13 protein-coding genes are annotated in these 15,354 nt (G+C 69.7%); 1 reads left to right on the plus strand and 12 read right to left on the minus strand.

The genetic code is table 11. The features are described from left to right. Positions 1-195: 195 nt before the first annotated feature. The 6 genes from ACMTAK_RS25330 to ACMTAK_RS25355 form a co-directional block, all read right to left on the minus strand. The gene (locus ACMTAK_RS25330) at positions 196-1,326 is read right to left on the minus strand and encodes a methyltransferase domain-containing protein (protein WP_413808333.1); all 1,131 of its coding nucleotides are present in this window, start codon (positions 1,324-1,326) and stop codon (positions 196-198) included. Positions 1,327-1,334: 8 nt separating this feature from the next. Next, on the minus strand, positions 1,335-2,174 hold the full coding sequence (locus tag ACMTAK_RS25335) for a radical SAM protein (protein WP_413808334.1): 840 nt from the start codon (positions 2,172-2,174) through the stop codon (positions 1,335-1,337). A gap of 410 nt (positions 2,175-2,584) precedes the next feature. Continuing rightward, positions 2,585-3,025: a GNAT family N-acetyltransferase gene (locus tag ACMTAK_RS25340; protein ID WP_413808335.1), complete on the minus strand. Its 441-nt coding sequence runs from the start codon at positions 3,023-3,025 to the stop codon at positions 2,585-2,587. 56 nt (positions 3,026-3,081) lie between these two features. Further along, positions 3,082-4,011, minus strand: a complete 930-nt coding sequence (locus tag ACMTAK_RS25345) for a protein kinase domain-containing protein (protein WP_413808336.1) — start codon at positions 4,009-4,011, stop codon at positions 3,082-3,084. Between the two features lie 1,039 nt (positions 4,012-5,050). Then, a complete protein-coding gene (locus tag ACMTAK_RS25350; RefSeq protein WP_413808337.1) occupies positions 5,051-5,611 on the minus strand; it encodes a GNAT family N-acetyltransferase in 561 nt (186 codons plus the stop codon). A 22-nt stretch (positions 5,612-5,633) separates the two neighbouring features. Then, positions 5,634-6,998 (minus strand): hypothetical protein, encoded by a 1,365-nt coding sequence (locus ACMTAK_RS25355; protein ID WP_413808338.1) that lies wholly within the window; start codon positions 6,996-6,998, stop codon positions 5,634-5,636. Between the two features lie 472 nt (positions 6,999-7,470). On the opposite strand from ACMTAK_RS25355, the gene ACMTAK_RS25360 reads away from it, so the two are divergent. After that, positions 7,471-7,854 (plus strand): ATP-binding protein, encoded by a 384-nt coding sequence (locus ACMTAK_RS25360; protein ID WP_413808339.1) that lies wholly within the window; start codon positions 7,471-7,473, stop codon positions 7,852-7,854. 109 nt (positions 7,855-7,963) lie between these two features. On the opposite strand, the gene ACMTAK_RS25365 is transcribed toward ACMTAK_RS25360, so the two are convergent. The 6 genes from ACMTAK_RS25365 to ACMTAK_RS25390 form a co-directional block, all read right to left on the minus strand. Then, positions 7,964-9,262: a cytochrome P450 gene (locus ACMTAK_RS25365; RefSeq protein WP_413808340.1), complete on the minus strand. Its 1,299-nt coding sequence runs from the start codon at positions 9,260-9,262 to the stop codon at positions 7,964-7,966. Further along, positions 9,259-9,903 carry a GTP-binding protein gene (locus ACMTAK_RS25370; RefSeq protein WP_413808341.1) on the minus strand — a complete coding sequence of 215 codons (645 nt, stop codon included), beginning with the start codon at positions 9,901-9,903 and terminating at the stop codon, positions 9,259-9,261. Before ACMTAK_RS25370 ends, ACMTAK_RS25365 begins: the two co-directional genes overlap by 4 nt. Further along, positions 9,884-10,243: a DUF742 domain-containing protein gene (locus tag ACMTAK_RS25375; protein ID WP_020869869.1), complete on the minus strand. Its 360-nt coding sequence runs from the start codon at positions 10,241-10,243 to the stop codon at positions 9,884-9,886. Before ACMTAK_RS25375 ends, ACMTAK_RS25370 begins: the two co-directional genes overlap by 20 nt. Further along, the gene (locus ACMTAK_RS25380; RefSeq protein ID WP_020869870.1) at positions 10,240-10,668 is read right to left on the minus strand and encodes a roadblock/LC7 domain-containing protein; all 429 of its coding nucleotides are present in this window, start codon (positions 10,666-10,668) and stop codon (positions 10,240-10,242) included. Before ACMTAK_RS25380 ends, ACMTAK_RS25375 begins: the two co-directional genes overlap by 4 nt. A 14-nt stretch (positions 10,669-10,682) precedes the next feature. Next, positions 10,683-12,317: a sensor histidine kinase gene (locus ACMTAK_RS25385; RefSeq protein WP_413808342.1), complete on the minus strand. Its 1,635-nt coding sequence runs from the start codon at positions 12,315-12,317 to the stop codon at positions 10,683-10,685. 264 nt (positions 12,318-12,581) lie between these two features. Further along, positions 12,582-15,329, minus strand: coding sequence for a SpoIIE family protein phosphatase (locus tag ACMTAK_RS25390; protein ID WP_413808343.1), 2,748 nt, complete (start codon positions 15,327-15,329; stop codon positions 12,582-12,584). Positions 15,330-15,354 lie beyond the last annotated feature (25 nt).

Genomic DNA, 15,354 nt, shown 5'->3' on the forward strand with positions numbered 1-15,354 from the left:
GGGCGCCGAACGCCCGGTAACCCATTGCACGGCGTACACACCCCTCGCTAGTGTGACACCCGTTACTTAATGCGCGCGACAGCGCATTAAGCCAACATGGCGCAGAGTTTGCCGGACCTTCCTCACGAGGGGAAGGAAGGTCCTGCACGCTCCTCTTCTTGCTCATGGTCTTCAGGGCGGGGCGGCCGGGTGAGGTCAGCCGTAGGAGGCCGACCACTTGCCCCGCGTGAAGTGACACACGCCGTCAGGCGTGATGTGGACGCGGCTACCGTAGATCGGCAAGCCGCCTTCAGCGTTCAGCCGGTGCCGGATGCGTTCGAGCACGGTCCACAGGCGCCGCGGGCCGCCTTGGTGGACCGTGGGCGGGTCGATCCACGTCGCCGAAGCGCGCGCCCATGAGCCGTCGGCGTGCACGAGCCATGCCGTGCGCTGCTCGCCGCGCTCCTCGTAGTGGGTCTCGACACCGGGCGCGGTGAGTTCGAGCATGGCGCGCACGTCCCACGCCTCCGCGACGTTGAGCACCGGATAGCGGCCCTCGATCGTCTGCTCGCCCTCGCGGTCCCGTACGGCCGCGAACAGCTCTTCCGTCCCCGGCGGGTAGTCGGCCCCGGTGCGGGTGCTCATGAACCCGGCCCGGTCCCACTCGACGACCCCGCGCGCGCAGCCGTCGGCGTCCTTGTCGGCCGTGACGATCACGCTCATACGGGCGAGCGTGGTCACCAGGCGCCCGCCGGGGCGCAGCGCGGCTGTCACGCTGGCGAGGTTGCGCAACGCCACCATCGACACGATGCGGTCGAAGTCCCCCGGGAGCGGCCGCGTGACATCACAGGTGACCACTTGGGGGGACAGGCCCAGAGAGGCAAGCCGATCGGCCGCCGTCCCGGTCAGGTACGGGTCCACATCCATGGCCGTGACATGCTTGTCCCCGAGACGCCGCGCGGCGAGGGCGGTACTGGCCCCGGTACCCGTGCCGATGAGGCCGAGGTCGGCGCCGTCGTACAACAGCCCGTGGCGCAGCATGCGCACCACCAGGCTGGGCATGGTGCTCGACGATGTGGGCACGCCGCGCGGCCGGTCATCGGGGCCTGCCCGGTCGGCGTGCAGCGGGCCGACGCGGGTCACCAGGGACGTGTCGGAGTAGGCCGCACGCAGCCACGCAGCCTCGTCCGCCGGCCCGTCGCGCAACGCCCACGTGCCGCCGCTCGCCGGTTCCCACCACCGGGGCACGAAGAGGTGCCGGGGGGTGGAGGCCACCACGTCTCGCCACCGAGAGACGGGCGGGGCCACCTCGGCCGCGAGACGTTCGGCGTGGGGCTTCCAGTCCATGAACCGCCTCATTCGTCGTACTTCGGGTCGCATGCTTCCTGCTCGGCGGGCGAGCAGTCGCCGCCGTCCGACGCGGGCTTGCAGTCAGGGTCACACGGACCTCCCCCAGCGCGGGCCGGAATCGCGCTCAGCGTCTCGGCCCATGCCTCGCCGCCCAGGATCGCGGCCAAGCCCCGTTCCCGGACGTTGCCGGTGGTCAGCCACCGCGCCATCACACACGGGGTCACGTCGCCCGAGGGCAGGACGGCCACCTGTCCGTGCCCGCACCGCCCGCACAGCTCCGCCGTGTCCGCCCCCGCCCCGGGCAGCGAGGCACGGCCGAGGCGCCGCAAGCGGTCCGTGCGTATCGCCGTCACGCCGAGCGCTTCCAGCTCCCGACGTGCCTCGCCCACACGCTGACCCAACAGCACGGACACGATGCCGACACGCAGCGGGATACCGCGCCGAACAGCCTCGGCGATGTTCGCCCGGGTGCGTTCGTAGCTGCCCGGTCGGGTCGTGATGGCGTCGTGTTCCTCGGCACGGTCACTGTAGTAGCTGGTGGCCAGCTTCACGCCCTCGCGGGCCAGCAGGCGCCACCAACCCGGCTTGATGTGGAACAAGTTGCTGTAGACCTCGACGTGAAGACCGAGACTCAGCGCGTGGTCGACCAATCCGGCCCATGCCGGATGCGTGGTCGGCTCACCGCCGATGAGCTGCACCTCGCGCGCGCCCAGTGCAGCCGCGTCGCTGATCACCCGACGCCAATCGTCGGCCGTCATCGCGCCGCGCGTGCCGGTCGGCCCCGACTTGGCAAAGCACTGCGTGCATTGGAGCTGACAGGCTCCGGTGATCTCCAGCTCGACCACCCTCGGCGCGGTCGTCGGGGAAGCCGCCGGGCTCTCTAATACGGTGCTCATTGCCGCTCCCTTGGTGCCGTTGTGCTGAACCGAAACGGCCCGCCATGGGCCGACGCTCGCGGTGGCGCCCGGCCCCGGTCCCACCGGCCTCACCCCTCGAGCCCACATCTCAACTCCCCCCACACTCGCCTCCCCCCAGGGCAGCGGATCGACCTCCCATCGCCAGGCGGTCGCCTCCACCACGGCCAGGCCCCGTCCCCGCTCGTCGTCGGACCACTCCTGGTCCGCGACGCGGAGGAATGACCGGTCGTCCGAGGGGCAGAGAGGGTGACGTCCGGGATGCGGTCGAGGAGGACTTCGACGACTCGAAGACGGGGCTGCCAGGGGCCACGTTGGGCCTACCCTGCGCCCGGCTCCGCTCAGTGACCGCCCTCTGAGCCCGCCCGAGGTTGCGCTGTCGGCGGCATCCACACCATGTGGACGTCGTTCACGGTGTGGAAGCCAATCTGTTCGTACAGCACGTGCCCTTCGGCCGAGGCACGAAGCTGTACGTGTGAGCAGTCGTGTTCGGCGAGCCACTGCACGAGGGCGATCAGGCAGGCCCGCCCATGGCCTCGACGCCGGTGCGAGGGGTCGGTGATCACGGAGTGCACGTGTCCGACGTTGGCGGCGGTGGATCGAGGGCTGGGGAGACGTCTTGTGTATTCGCCAACGGCACAGGACAGCAGTGGTCCGGAGCCGGGGACACCGATCACGAACGCTACGAGCGACGGATCGTGCTCCAGTCGCTCGGCGAAGGCACCCAGGCACCTTCGCGTCCACGTGTCGTCCGACGGCACGGGCCCCAGACTGGTGAACATGACGTGCCGCAGTCGTACGAGCTCCTGTGCGTCGGCACTCGTGGCACGCCGAGCCCTCACGAGGTCATTCCTGCGAGGATGGCCGTCAGTTCACCGGACGTGGGGCGCTTGTGCGGATCCGGGTGCAGACAGGCCATCAGAGCCTCTTCGAACGCCGGGAACGGCCACGGTCGCACCAAGGCGAGATCATGAGTGATTCCCTCGGCGATATCCCGCAACCTTTCTTGTCGCGGACCGCTCGGCTCGCGATAGGGCACGGGCCGCTGCCCCGTCCAGCACCAGAACAGCGACGCGCCCAGCGCCCATACATCGGATGCCGCTGCGACGGGGATGTGCTCGGACTCGGAGGTGTCCAGCACGGCCTGGGCGATTTCCGGAGCCGTGGTGTGAGTGAGGGCCCCTCGGTACGGCACGCGGCCGGTCTCCAGGTCCGGTCGACCGGGAGTCACAGGACCGCACGCCAACGCATAGTCGATCAGCGTGGCCGTTCCGTCCTCGGTGACCAGCGTGTTGGTGGGCTGGATGTCGGCATGGACCCATCCGGCGGCGTGGAGGGCCGCTCCGGCACTCGCCATCGACCGGGCGCATGTGGTGAGGAGGCGACGAGTGTGCGGGCTGCCGTCGTGCCGAGCCGGGGCGAGGGCGTTCCACATGGGGGCGCCCGGCGCCCAGGTCACCGCCAGCCAGTGGCCTGCCTCCCAGTGCCCGGCCCCGACCAGGTAGCCGGACGGGATGGCGGCCAGACGATCGAGTTCGGCGATGACGCGCGCCTCCCGATCGAGCTCGGCGCGTTTGTCGCGCTCCACGTGGTCTCCTTCGGCGTTGGCCTTCAGCGCGTACCGGCCGTTTGCCGCCACTACCTGCCATGCCCTCGACCCACGCCGGTCGGAAACCCTCCGGGCGCCGGTGACCTGTTCACCACGCTCGGCCAGATATGCGGCCAGGGCTCTTACGGGAGCCGCCCACGGCGCTCTCTCATCCGTCATGGGGTACCTCTCCTTCAGCTGATGAGCCGCCCAGGACCGCATTCGCGACCATGTCACATCAAGGTCCCCACTCAGCCCGCCGACCACGGCGAAGACGTCCCGGCCATCGTCTTGGGCGTGCCCGACGACGGCGGCCAGGCGCGGCGTGCGGGATAGAAGTCCGGCATCCACGGCGGGCACCGCAGCGCGCACCGCGAGCAGTGGAAGCGGTGGCGGGACCACCGGCCGTCCCCTGCGGTCGGTTGCCGTCTGCTCCGGCCAGAACTTGCCCGCCACGACGCCGACCGGACCGTAGGCGGCCTTAAGAACCCAGTGCGGCCAGGTCAGCACACGTTGGCCGAGGTGCGGTGCGATTTCGACCGCAATCACGGCGCACGCCAGTCGGGCACCTGCCGCTCGGCGCCTACGCACATCCTCGGCGGCTTCCACAGCGATGGCGAACACCTCGGACGCAATGGTCTCCAGGCCGGTGCCCGGAGTGGGCCGGTAACGCATCCCCCGTGTCTGCCCGGTCCGCGTCGCCAGGGACAGATATGGGCAGTTTCTGGCCACCGCGTTCATGTACGGGCAAAGACCCACCGCTGCGGGATCGCCGACGTTCACCTGGCTCAGTAGAAGAGGAGAGGGCAGGGCCCTGGCGGATTGGGTCCACGCACCCCGAGCCCTTGACCGGCGCGTGGCCGACGGGGATGCCCGCGTAACGGTGGCAGAACGAGGCCAAGGCCGCCGAGTCGGTTGCCAGACGGTGCCATGCGGCATCGATGCGGGCGGAGAACATCGGCATCACACGGTCATCACCGCGTGACTGGCGTTCGGCGTAGAGGGCAAAGAACTTGCCGAGCTCGTCGAGTTCGGTACCGGCGGTGCTGGTCGGCACGTCCATGGCGTTCCCTTTCTTCACGGAGAGGGGCGTGGGAACAGGTTCAACGTCGCGCCGCCTCTCGGAGCGGCGCCGCGCATGGCAGGCGCTGGCTGCGTGTGGTCGTCGCCAAGGGGGAGGCAGCGCCGTCCCCCTATTCGCTGAGTCGCCGACAGGCGACTACCGGTGGTCGCCTTGTCCGTCCCATTCCTCGCGGAGCACTCCATAGACGATGGAGTCCCGCCAGGCCCCCCGTACGTGCACGTGGCCGCGGATTCGACCCTCTTCTGTCATGCCTGACGCCAGGAGCGTCTTCTCCGAGGCGACATTGAGGGGAGCCCGAGCGGCCCAGACCCGGTGGAGGTTCAGGTCGGCGAAGGCGAGGTTGAGGAGGAGGCGCACGGTCTCTCTGCCATAGCCCACTCCCCAGCTGTCGGGGCGCAGCGCGAATCCAATGGTGGCTGCACGTTGTTGATGCGGGTCGAGAGCGAGGCGGGCGAATCCGATCAGTTCGCGTCTGTCCCGTTCGACGACAGCGAGTGCGTATTGTTGGCGTGGGGTCACCGTCGCCGAGTCCACCGACCGCTCGACGATGCCGCTGACCTCGTCGCGTGAGCGCGGTGTGAAGCTCAGGTGCTCGGTGGCGGCGGGGCTTCCGTAGATCGCCAGGACCGCGTCCACGTCATCGACGGTGAGTTCGCGAAGTGAGAGGCGAATGCCGTGGCGAATTACCGGATACATGGCGGGACTCTACTCTCGACGCTCAGCTCGGCAGGGCAAGTGTCGGCCGACTACTGAACGCTGCGATTTCCTCGCGCAACTCCTTGGCTGCCCGCGCGTCTCGCACCATACCGCGCATGAGAGAGCTCCTGACCCGCTGAAGGGAGCCGATGATGCCGGCGTTGCGTTGGCTGGGCGGAAGGTCGAGTACGGGTTGAACTGCTTCAACTGCGCCGTCCAAGTCCCCTGTGCAGAGCCGGGCGAGGGCCAGGTCCGCATGTGTACCGGCCTGATCGCCGAATGCCCAGTGAGGAGCTTCGGGGTCGCTATAGCTTCGCACCGCATCCTCCGCGCGCCTTACGAGGTTGCTGCTGCCGTCTCCGAGCAGGACACAGGCTTCGACGTCGTAGTACGCCTGCTTGGCTTGCGGGAAGTGGAAGTCTCCGCCGAATGCGTCCAGGTCGTCCGGCACGGTGCGGTCCCGCAGTTCTTCGGCGCGGCGGTTGGCTGCGTGGACAGTCTCCGCATCACCCACCAAAGCGGCGGCCCGCGCTTCCAGACCGGCAAGCCAGATGGTGATGCTGCCTCGTAGCCCGGTTCCCGTGGAGGTTCCCTGACGGGCATAGTGCAGGGCGTCCTCGGGCCGGTCGGCCCAATACGAAATGAGGGACTGAAGCCCTCGAACCCAGGCACTCATGCCTCGATGCTCGGCCTGGTCGGCGCAGACCACCGCGGTGCGGGCCTGCATCATGGCCGACTGCGGATCCCCCAGATCGTGGCTCGCTTTGGCGAGCATCCCGGACTGGAGTGAGCCCAGGAGATAGAGGTCCCGGACATGTGACGGCTTTGCGTTGCCGCTCTCCAGCAGACGGAACGTCTCGTTCTGGTTGTGGATGAGGTCATCCAGGATGGTCCCCAGGGGGACGCGAACGTAGATCTCCGCGATGCGACGGGCCTCGTCCTGGAGGTAGCTCAGGGTCTCCTGCCCCACCTCGCTGCGCTCCGCGCCCATGGCGAATCGGATTGCGCGCCTTGCGGCCATGGCTGCGTGCCTTTCCATCCAATACGGATCCGCGTCATGGTCGGCGCGGAGTTCGGTATGCGGCGCGCCGGGGCTGACCGCACCGTAGTCCAGGGGTGGCGGCTCGACCGGATGGGGAACGTCGGCGAGAAGCTGGTTGATCGGCCGCTTGAACAGGTGGGTGAGCACTCGTCGGGCGTCATTCTGCGGCGTCACTTTCCCGAAGTACCAACGCTCGAAGGTGCTCTCGGAGAGCGTGAGTGTCGCCAGGGACGCCTCGCCCGTCTCCTGAGCCAGGCTTCGTGCCGCCAGTCGGAATTGATGGGCGAAGCTCGCGTAGTTCTTCCAGCCCTGCTGGTCCAACAGGACTCGGAGGAGCGTTGCCATCGATGCCCCCTTGTGCGGTGTATCCAGCGCGTGGTCACGACGCTACGGCAGGGATTCCCTCGACTCGAACCGTTCATGGGTGATTGAGGGACTCTGACCCGACTCTGACGTCAGTCTGCTCAAAGCTGTGCATGAGGTCGTGGTCACTGTGCCGACCCTTTGAGGGTGGATCTGCGCCGAGATGCCCGTCACGCTTGAGGCGTCAAGCCGCTCTGCGTTCGCCGTTGCGCTGACAGGGGTCGGCCTTGGAGGGCATCTCCGCGGCGAGCACTTCGTGCCGGGCAATTCGGCATTCTCCGCTGTTGACGTGTGAAGGACACGCTATGACGCATGCCTTGCTGACTGCGATCGCTCCCGAAGCGAAGGCGTTGCGAGCCTTGATACGGGCCGACTCGGGACACGCCGCCACGCAGCGCATACCTCCCGCGCGATCGACACATGGAACAGCCCCGCAAGGTTGCCTGGGAGAGGCATGGACCAGCCCCACCACATCATCGTGTCTTGCCATCGGACCCCTCAACAGGTGGCGCGACTCCGACACCTCGGTGCCGCCCGCCTCCGACGGTGGGGGCTCGCCAACTGTGTGGAAACGGCCCAGTTGCTCATCAGCGAGCTGGTCACCAATGCCGTCCGATACGGGGAAGGGGATGAGGTCGGTCTTTCCCTCTCACACGAGAAGGGCGAGGTCCGCATCGAAGTGAGTGACGGTGCTCCAGGTCATCCGACGGTCAAGTGTCCCGCTCCAGGCGAGGAGAGTGGTCGAGGGATGTTCATCGTCGACGCACTCGCCGAGGATTGGGGCACCAGCCAGGACGGCAAACGGACGTGGTGCACGCTCAGTGTCCCGGAGCCGTGAAACCACTGTCCAACAGGGATCAGCGCGGGCAATGGTTCCACTCGGTCCAGGACGTCCTGGCCGTCCCGGTCCCCCGGTGGTGCGGCGCCCACCGGGGGACGGCGGAGAGTCAGTGCAGGTGGGCCGGGGTGAATTCGGCGGGGAGGGCGGCCACGCCGCGCATCATCAGGGTGACGTGCCATTCGAGCTCGTCCGCGGGGACGGAGAGGGTGACGTCCGGGAGGCGGTCGAGGAGGACCTCGATGGCGGCGGTGGCGATGACCTCGGCGATTTCGCGGGCGGCCGGGGGGCAGCCGTGTTTGCCGTGGCTGAAGGCCATATGGGCCTGGTTGCCGCCGGCGCCGGAGTGGAAGTCCGGGCGGACGTCGGGGTCGGCGTTGGCCGCGGCGAGGCCGAGCATCAGGCAGTCGCCCTTCCTGATGCGGCGGCCGCCGAGCATGGTGTCCTGGGCGGCCCAGCGGCCGATCCAGAACGGGACCGGGGTGTCCTCCCACAGCACCTCGTTGAGCGCCTGGCCGACGCTGCGGCGGCCGCCGGAGAGGGTGATGGCGAACCGTTCGTCCGTCAGCATCAGCCGGAGGGCGTTGCCGATCAGGTCGCTGGTGGGCTGCTGGACGGCGTAGATGGAGCCGAGCAGGTCGTTGATGATCTCGTCGTCGGTGAGCCCGGCGGGGTGGGACACCAGATGGGCGGCGACGCTGAGCTGGTCGGGGTTCTCCCGGACGCGCTTGATCAGCGTCTCCATCCGGGTCTGCATCTTCTGCAGCGCGATGGGGGCGTCGTTCCCGGTGAGGTGGAGCGAATCGTCCTGGATGGCGGCGGCTTCGGTGTCGTCCAGGCCGTAGAGGCGGGTCACCACCCGCAGCGGGATCTGGCTGGCGTACTCGGCCACCAGATCGGCCCGGCCGCTGCCCGCGAAGGTGTCGATCAGCCGGTCGGCTACGCGCTCGCACTGTGCGCGCAGCTCGAACTGGTCCACCGACGCGAGACCGTCGCAGATGGCCTCGGACCGCCGCTGGTGATCGGCACCCTCGCTGAAGAGCATGGTGGGGCGGTAGCCGACGAAGGTCGTCAACTCCCAGTCGGGCGGTACGAGATGCCAGGAGTGCCAGCGGCGGGAGTCACGGGCGAAGAGGTTGGGGTCGGTGGTGACCCGGACCACCTCGCGGTAGCCGAGCACCGTCCAGACGGGGATCTTGCCGTCCAGCAGGACGGGCACGACCGGGCCGTGGTCCCGGAGCAGTTCGCGGTAGAGCCCCATCGGTTCGTCCCGGAACCGCCCGTAGTCCAGCGGCACCGACCCGGGGGGCACCACCCCGTCGGGCGGTGCGGGGGCCGATGGGAAGACGGGCTCGGGTGCGGCCCCGGGCAGGGCATCCAGCGGGGACGTGGGGTCAGGGGTGGTCACGCGGTGGTCTCCCCGGCGGAGCCGTTGGTGGACAGGGAGTAGAGGTAGCGGGCGAGCGCGACCAGTACGGCCTTGCTGGAGTCGCGCTTGCGGGCGTCGCATTCGATCATCGGCACCTCGGGCGGGAGGTCGAGGGCCTCCCGCACCTCCTCCAGCGTGTGCTGCGGCTCGGTGAAGTTGTTGCGGGCCACGATGAACGGGGTGCCGTGGTGCTCCAGCCGGTCCAGCGCGTACCAGGAGTCGGAGAGCCGGTTGGTGTCCACCAGGACGACCGCGCCCAGCGTCCCGGAGAACAGCCGGTCCCACAGGAACCAGAACCGCTCCTGGCCCGGGGCGCCGAACAGATAGAGCACCATCTGCTCGTCCAGGCTGATCCGGCCGAAGTCGAAGGCCACCGTGGTGGTGGTCTTGTGGCGCACGAACGAGGCGTCGTCGATGCCGATGCCCGCCTGCGTCATCGTCTCCTCGGTGCTGAGCGGGCGGATCTCGCTGACGGACTGCACCATCGTCGTCTTGCCGACGCCGAACCCGCCGACGATCACGATCTTCAGACCGTTGCTCGCGCTCTCCTGCAGCGGGGCGTGCCCGGCGCCGCCGGGGAGCGCGGTGCTCACGGTGGTCTCAGAGATTCTGGAGTGCAACGAGCACCTTCTTCAGGGTTTCGGGACCGGGCAGCCGGCCGCCGGGGCGGGCCGCATGCGGATGGCGCGCGGTGATCCGGCCGGTGTCCAGCAGGTCGCACAGCAGGATCTTGACCACGCTGACGGGCAGTTCCAGATACGAGGAGATCTCCACGACCGACAGGGGGCGGCGGCACATCCGCAGGATCTTGACGTGCTCGGACTGCATCCCTGGGGTGGGATCGCTTTCGCTGACGATCAGCGTGACCATGTCGAACCGGCTCTCGTCGGCCCGGCTGCGGCCGCCGGTGACGGTATACAGCCGGTCCGGCCCCTCCTTGTCCAGCGGCCCTCGGATCATGCCTTCGCCCCGCCGCCGCTGCCGCCCGCTTCCACCCGCGGAGCGGCCCGGAGATGGTCGCCGATCTGCTCGACCAGCTCGTTCATGTTGTGGCCGATGATGCCGACATCGGCATCGTCATGGGCCACCACGGCGAGATGGGCGCCTTCGCCGGCCTCGACGATGAACAGAATTCCCCCGTGGAACTCCGTCATCGACTGCCGTACGCCGCCGCTTCCGTCGCCGAACTCGATGGACGCGCCATGGGCGAGGCTCTGGATGCCCGACGCGATGGCCGCCAGCTGATCGGCCTGGTCCACGGACAACCCGGAGGAGAGACACAGCTTGAGGCCGTCCCGTGACAGCACCAGGGCGTGGCGCGAGCCCGGGGTCTTCTCCAGCAGGTTCTCCAACAGCCAGTCCAAGCTGCGGTCGGTGGTGTTCATCGGCGTTCCTTCTGTCACGGCTTGTCGTTCCCGGCAGGCTCGGCGGACTCGGCGGACTCGGCGGACTCGGCGGACTCGGCGGACTCGGTGTGATCTGCGGATACCGAAGGCTCGGTGTCACACGGGGCACCGGCGGAAGAAGTACCGCGGGCCGCCTGGCGGAAGGCGCCGAAGCGGGCTCCGGCTTCCTCGGGTCGTGGACGGCTGGTCTTGGGCTTGGGTTCCGTCTCGGCCGCCTGGGTGGCCGCGCGGGTGGCGGCGGCCAGCGTCTCGCCACGGCGCCGCTTGGGCAGTCCATTGACCCGCGAGGGCTGCGCGGACGGCTCCGGCGCGGACGACGGCGCGGCGGCCGGAGATGCCGGAGCGGTCTCCGGCGACGCGGACGGCGCGGCGGCCGGAGCGGACGCGGTCGGGGCGGGCGCGCTGGGAGCGGGCGCGACCGTGGCGGTGGACGCGCTCGTGGCGGTCGACGTGGCGGACGTCCGCCGGGGGACCCCCGTGCGGACGGTGCCCGGCGTGTCGAGGACGACGGCGTCCTGGTTGATGTGCGTGACCAGCTGCTGCGGGATCAGGACGACGACACCGGTGCCGCCGCGCGCGGACGGCCGGAAGGAGACGGTGAGCCCATGCTTGCGGGCCAGACAGCCGACAACCGCGAGGCCCAGCCGGGTGCCGGACAGGGTCATCAGGTCCAGGCTCTCGGAGGAGACGGCCTTCTGGGCGCGGTCCAGGGCGGCCGGGCCCATCACCAGGCCACCGTCCTCGACGGTCACCACGACGCCCGCGTGCGTCTCCTCGACGTACACATGCACCTCCTCGGTGGGAGGCGAGAAGCTGGCGGCGTTGTCCATCAGTTCGGCGAGGGCGTGCATGACGCCCTCGGCCGCGTAACCGGCCACCGCGGCGTTGCTGGTCGAGTGGACCCGTACCCGCTGGAAGGCGCTGATCCGGCCGATCGCGCCACGCAGCACGGACTCCATGACGATCGGCTTGGTCCAGCGGCGCCCGGAGCGGGCACCGGTCAGCACCGCGATGCTGTCCGCGATCCGGCCCGCCTGGGCGGTGGTGTGGTCCAGCTTCAGCAGATCGCCGAGGACGGTCTCGTCGTGGCGGTTCTCCATCTCCCGGAGGTCGGCCAGCATGCTGGTGGCCAGCGCCTGGACGCGGCCCGCGGCGTTGGCGCACGCGGCCATCGCGGAGGCGCGCATGCGCTCACCGTCGCCGATCTCGCGCAGCAGGGTCCGCAGCAGATACTGATGGGCCCGGCTGGTGGGGCGCTCCATGCGGGTGACCACGGTTTCCACCGAGCCCCCCTCGCGCAGTTGCCGCACCGCGGACGGAATCGTTTCCTCGGCGAGCCGGGTGGCCTCGATCTCCCGCGCGGCGGCCGCGGTCTCCAGCGAGGTGACCCGCTCCTGGAGACGGGCGATGGTCCGCGAGCGGTTGGCGGCGACGGCGAGCGCCACCCCCAGCAGCACGGCGGCGGCCCCGCAGAAGACGGCGACGAAGGCGCGCTGGGCGGATGGCACCGCGGTGGTCACCCACAGTCCCGCTCCGGCGGCGACGACGGCTGCCAGCAGGGGGACGGTCAGGGCCCCGCGCGTCACCGAGGGCCCTTTGTACGGATGGCTGGATATGTGTGCTGACATCTATCAGGTCCTCATGGGCGCGTTGAGGGATTTTGGCTGGACCACGCGGACATCAAGCCGTGGGCGCCACATGTTAGTAGAGTCACGTCGGTTTGACCGGGCCCTCTCAGCACATGGATCATGACGGCCCGTCAAATCGAGAGGCTGTGAAGCGTCATGTTCCGGACGCATATGACGCTGCCATTGACTCCGCCATGTGCGCCGCCACTGACTCCGCCATGTGCGCCGCCATTGACGCCGCCGCCGCCGGTCCGCCCGGCGACGCTACGGAATCGCCAGCTCGGCCCAGATGACCTTGCCGTCCGAGGTGTAGCGGGTGCCCCAGCGCTCCGCGAACTGCGCGACCAGGAACAGCCCCCGGCCGCCCTCGTCCATCGTCGCCGCGTATCGCAGATGCGGAGAGGTGCTGCTGGTGTCGGAGACCTCGCAGATCAGCGCGCGGTCGCGGAGGATCTGCACCCGGATCGGGCCGGTGGCGTGCCGGATGGCGTTGGTGATCAGCTCGCTGAGCACCAGCTCGGCGGTGAACGCGGCCTCGTCCAGCCCCCACTCCGCCAGCTTCCGCATGACCTCGGCGCGCACTCCGGATACGGCGGCGGGGTCGGACGGCACCTCCCAGGCGGCCACGCGGTCGGCGCCCACGACCCGGGTCCGGGCGGCGATCAGGGCGATGTCATCGCTCGGATTGCTGGGCAGCAGCGCGTCCAGCACCCCGGTGCAGATCTCATCGGGGGTCCGGCCGGGGTGGGACAGGGCGCGGCGCAGCATCTCCAGACCGGTGTCGATCTCCCGGCGGCGGTCCTCGATGAGCCCGTCCGTATAGAGGACGAGATGGCTGCCCTGGGCCAGCTCGACCTCGGCGGTCTCGAACGGCAGCCCGCCCAGGCCCAGCGGCGGCCCGGCGGGAAGTTCCAGGAACTCCACCGAGCCGTCCGGACGCACCAGCGCGGGCGGCGGATGACCGGCCCGCGCCATCGTGCAACGCCGCGTCACCGGATCGTAGATCGCGTACAGACACGTGGCTCCCGTGATCCCCTCACTGCCACCGCTGCCGTCACCGTCCAGGCCGCCAGGGCCCTCGTCCTGGTCGATCCGGGCGATCAGATCGTCCAGGTGGGAGAGGATCTCATCGGGCGGGAGGTCGAGCGTGGAGAAGTTGTGCACCGCCGTCCGCAGCCGCCCCATCGTCGCCGCCGCGTGCAGACCGTGCCCCACCACATCGCCCACCACCAGCGCCACCCGCGCCCCCGGCAGCGGAATGACGTCGAACCAGTCGCCCCCGACCCCCGACTCGGCCGGCAAATAGCGGAAGGCCACGTCCAGGGCGCTCTGGCTGGGCAGGGCGCGGGGCAGCAGGCTGTGCTGGAGGGTCACCGCCATGGTGTGCTCGCGGGTGTAGCGGCGGGCGTTGTCGATGCAGACCGCGGCGTGCGAGGCGAGCTCCTCGGCGAGGGACACCTCTTCCTGCTCGAAGGGCTCGCGCTGCTTCATCCGCCAGAAGTTGACCACGCCCAGCAGCACGCCACGCGCCCGCAACGGCACGGTGACCAGCGACCGGACGCCGTACTCGATGACCTTGGCGGTCTGCTCGGGGTCCTGGGCCTGCCAGCCGGTGGCCTCGGAGAGGTCGGACTCCACGACCGGCTCGCCCCCGCTCAGCCCGAACGCCTGGGGCGAGGACGGAACGAACGAGAACACCTTGCCGACCGGATAGAAGGGGTGGTTGGGCCGGATGCCGTGGGCCGCCTCCCGGCGCATCTCGACACCGCCGACCGCCAGCGGCTCCTCGCCGCGCGCCACGGTCTCCGCCAGGTCGACCGTGACGAAGTCGGCGAAGCGGTCCACCGCCACCTGCGCCAGCTCCTCGGCGGTCCGGACGACGTCGAGCGTGGTGCCGATCTCCACGCTCGCGTCGTACAGCAGCTTGAGCCGCTTCTGGGCCACTTCGGCACGGCCGGAGAGGGCGCGCAGCTCGGTGGAGTCGCGCAGGGTGGCGACGCTGCCGGGCGGGCCGCCGTCGCGGTCGGTCAGCCGGTTGTTGATGGCCAGCAGCCGGTCGCCGGCCACCAGCACCTCGTCGGTGACATCGCGCCCGGAGGCCAGGACGTCGGCGACATGGGGCTCCAGGCCCAGGTCGTCGACCAGCCGCCCCTCCGGCCGCGGCGGCAGGTCGAGCAGCCGGGACGCCTCGTCGTTGGTGAGCACCAGCCGCCCGTCGTCGCCGACGATCAGCACGCCCTCGCGCACCGAGTGCAGCACCGCGTCATGGTGCTCGTACATCCGCGTCATCTCGATCGGGTCCAGGCCACGGGTCTGCCGCCGCAGACGCCTGCTCACCAGCGCGGTGCCGCCGGTGGCGAGGACGAGTGACGCGGAGACGGCGCCGACGAGGAGCGGCAGCTGGCGGTTGGCGAGCCCGCTCACCTTCTTGATCGTGATCCCCGCGCCGACCAAGCCGACGACCTTGTGGTTTCTGTCGAAGATGGGTGCCACGGCGTCCATCGCCTCGCCCAGTGTGCCGGGGCCGGTATCGACGGTGGTGTGCCCGTGCAGCGCCGGGCCGATGTTGCCGACGTAGTGCTTGCCGATCCGGTTGAGCTTGGGGTGCGTGTACCGGATGCCCTTGTCGTTCGTGACCACGACGAAGTCGAGCCCGGTTCTCTTCCGGGCGGCCTCGGCCTTCGGCTGGAGCACCTTGGTGGGGTCGGGGCTGTGCAGGGCCTGGACGATACCCGGGGAGTTGGCGAAGGACTCGGCCACCGCGACGGACCGGCTGCGGGCCTCGTCGGTGGCGTCGTGCCGCACCTGGAGCACCAGGGCGACGGTGGCCGCCGCGCCGAGCAGCAGCACGATCACGAGCTGGAGGATGAAGACCTGCCCGGCGACGCTGCGAACGTTCGGCCGCCATTGAAAGCGCCGGCCCGCCACCTCCGGACGTTCCCGCCGCCGACTCCGTGGGCGCCGACCGGGGAACATGCGGGCAGCCCACGATCGACCCTTAAACCGGGCCATACACATACATCTACACCGGGAATTC

The organism is Streptomyces lacaronensis, assembly GCF_047337785.1.
In the GTDB taxonomy this organism is placed as follows: Bacteria; Actinomycetota; Actinomycetes; order Streptomycetales; family Streptomycetaceae; genus Streptomyces; species Streptomyces lycopersici.

Coding starts and splice junctions, on each gene's coding strand:
- ACMTAK_RS25360 (WP_413808339.1), top strand. CDS start 7,471: ATGGACCAGCCCCACCACATCATCGTGTCTTGCCATCGGACCCCTCAA.
- ACMTAK_RS25340 (WP_413808335.1), bottom strand. CDS start 3,025: ATGTTCACCAGTCTGGGGCCCGTGCCGTCGGACGACACGTGGACGCGA.
- ACMTAK_RS25375 (WP_020869869.1), bottom strand. CDS start 10,243: ATGATCCGAGGGCCGCTGGACAAGGAGGGGCCGGACCGGCTGTATACC.
- ACMTAK_RS25355 (WP_413808338.1), bottom strand. CDS start 6,998: ATGGCAACGCTCCTCCGAGTCCTGTTGGACCAGCAGGGCTGGAAGAAC.
- ACMTAK_RS25345 (WP_413808336.1), bottom strand. CDS start 4,011: ATGACGGATGAGAGAGCGCCGTGGGCGGCTCCCGTAAGAGCCCTGGCC.
- ACMTAK_RS25350 (WP_413808337.1), bottom strand. CDS start 5,611: ATGTATCCGGTAATTCGCCACGGCATTCGCCTCTCACTTCGCGAACTC.
- ACMTAK_RS25390 (WP_413808343.1), bottom strand. CDS start 15,329: ATGGCCCGGTTTAAGGGTCGATCGTGGGCTGCCCGCATGTTCCCCGGT.
- ACMTAK_RS25330 (WP_413808333.1), bottom strand. CDS start 1,326: ATGGACTGGAAGCCCCACGCCGAACGTCTCGCGGCCGAGGTGGCCCCG.
- ACMTAK_RS25380 (WP_020869870.1), bottom strand. CDS start 10,668: ATGAACACCACCGACCGCAGCTTGGACTGGCTGTTGGAGAACCTGCTG.
- ACMTAK_RS25385 (WP_413808342.1), bottom strand. CDS start 12,317: ATGTCAGCACACATATCCAGCCATCCGTACAAAGGGCCCTCGGTGACG.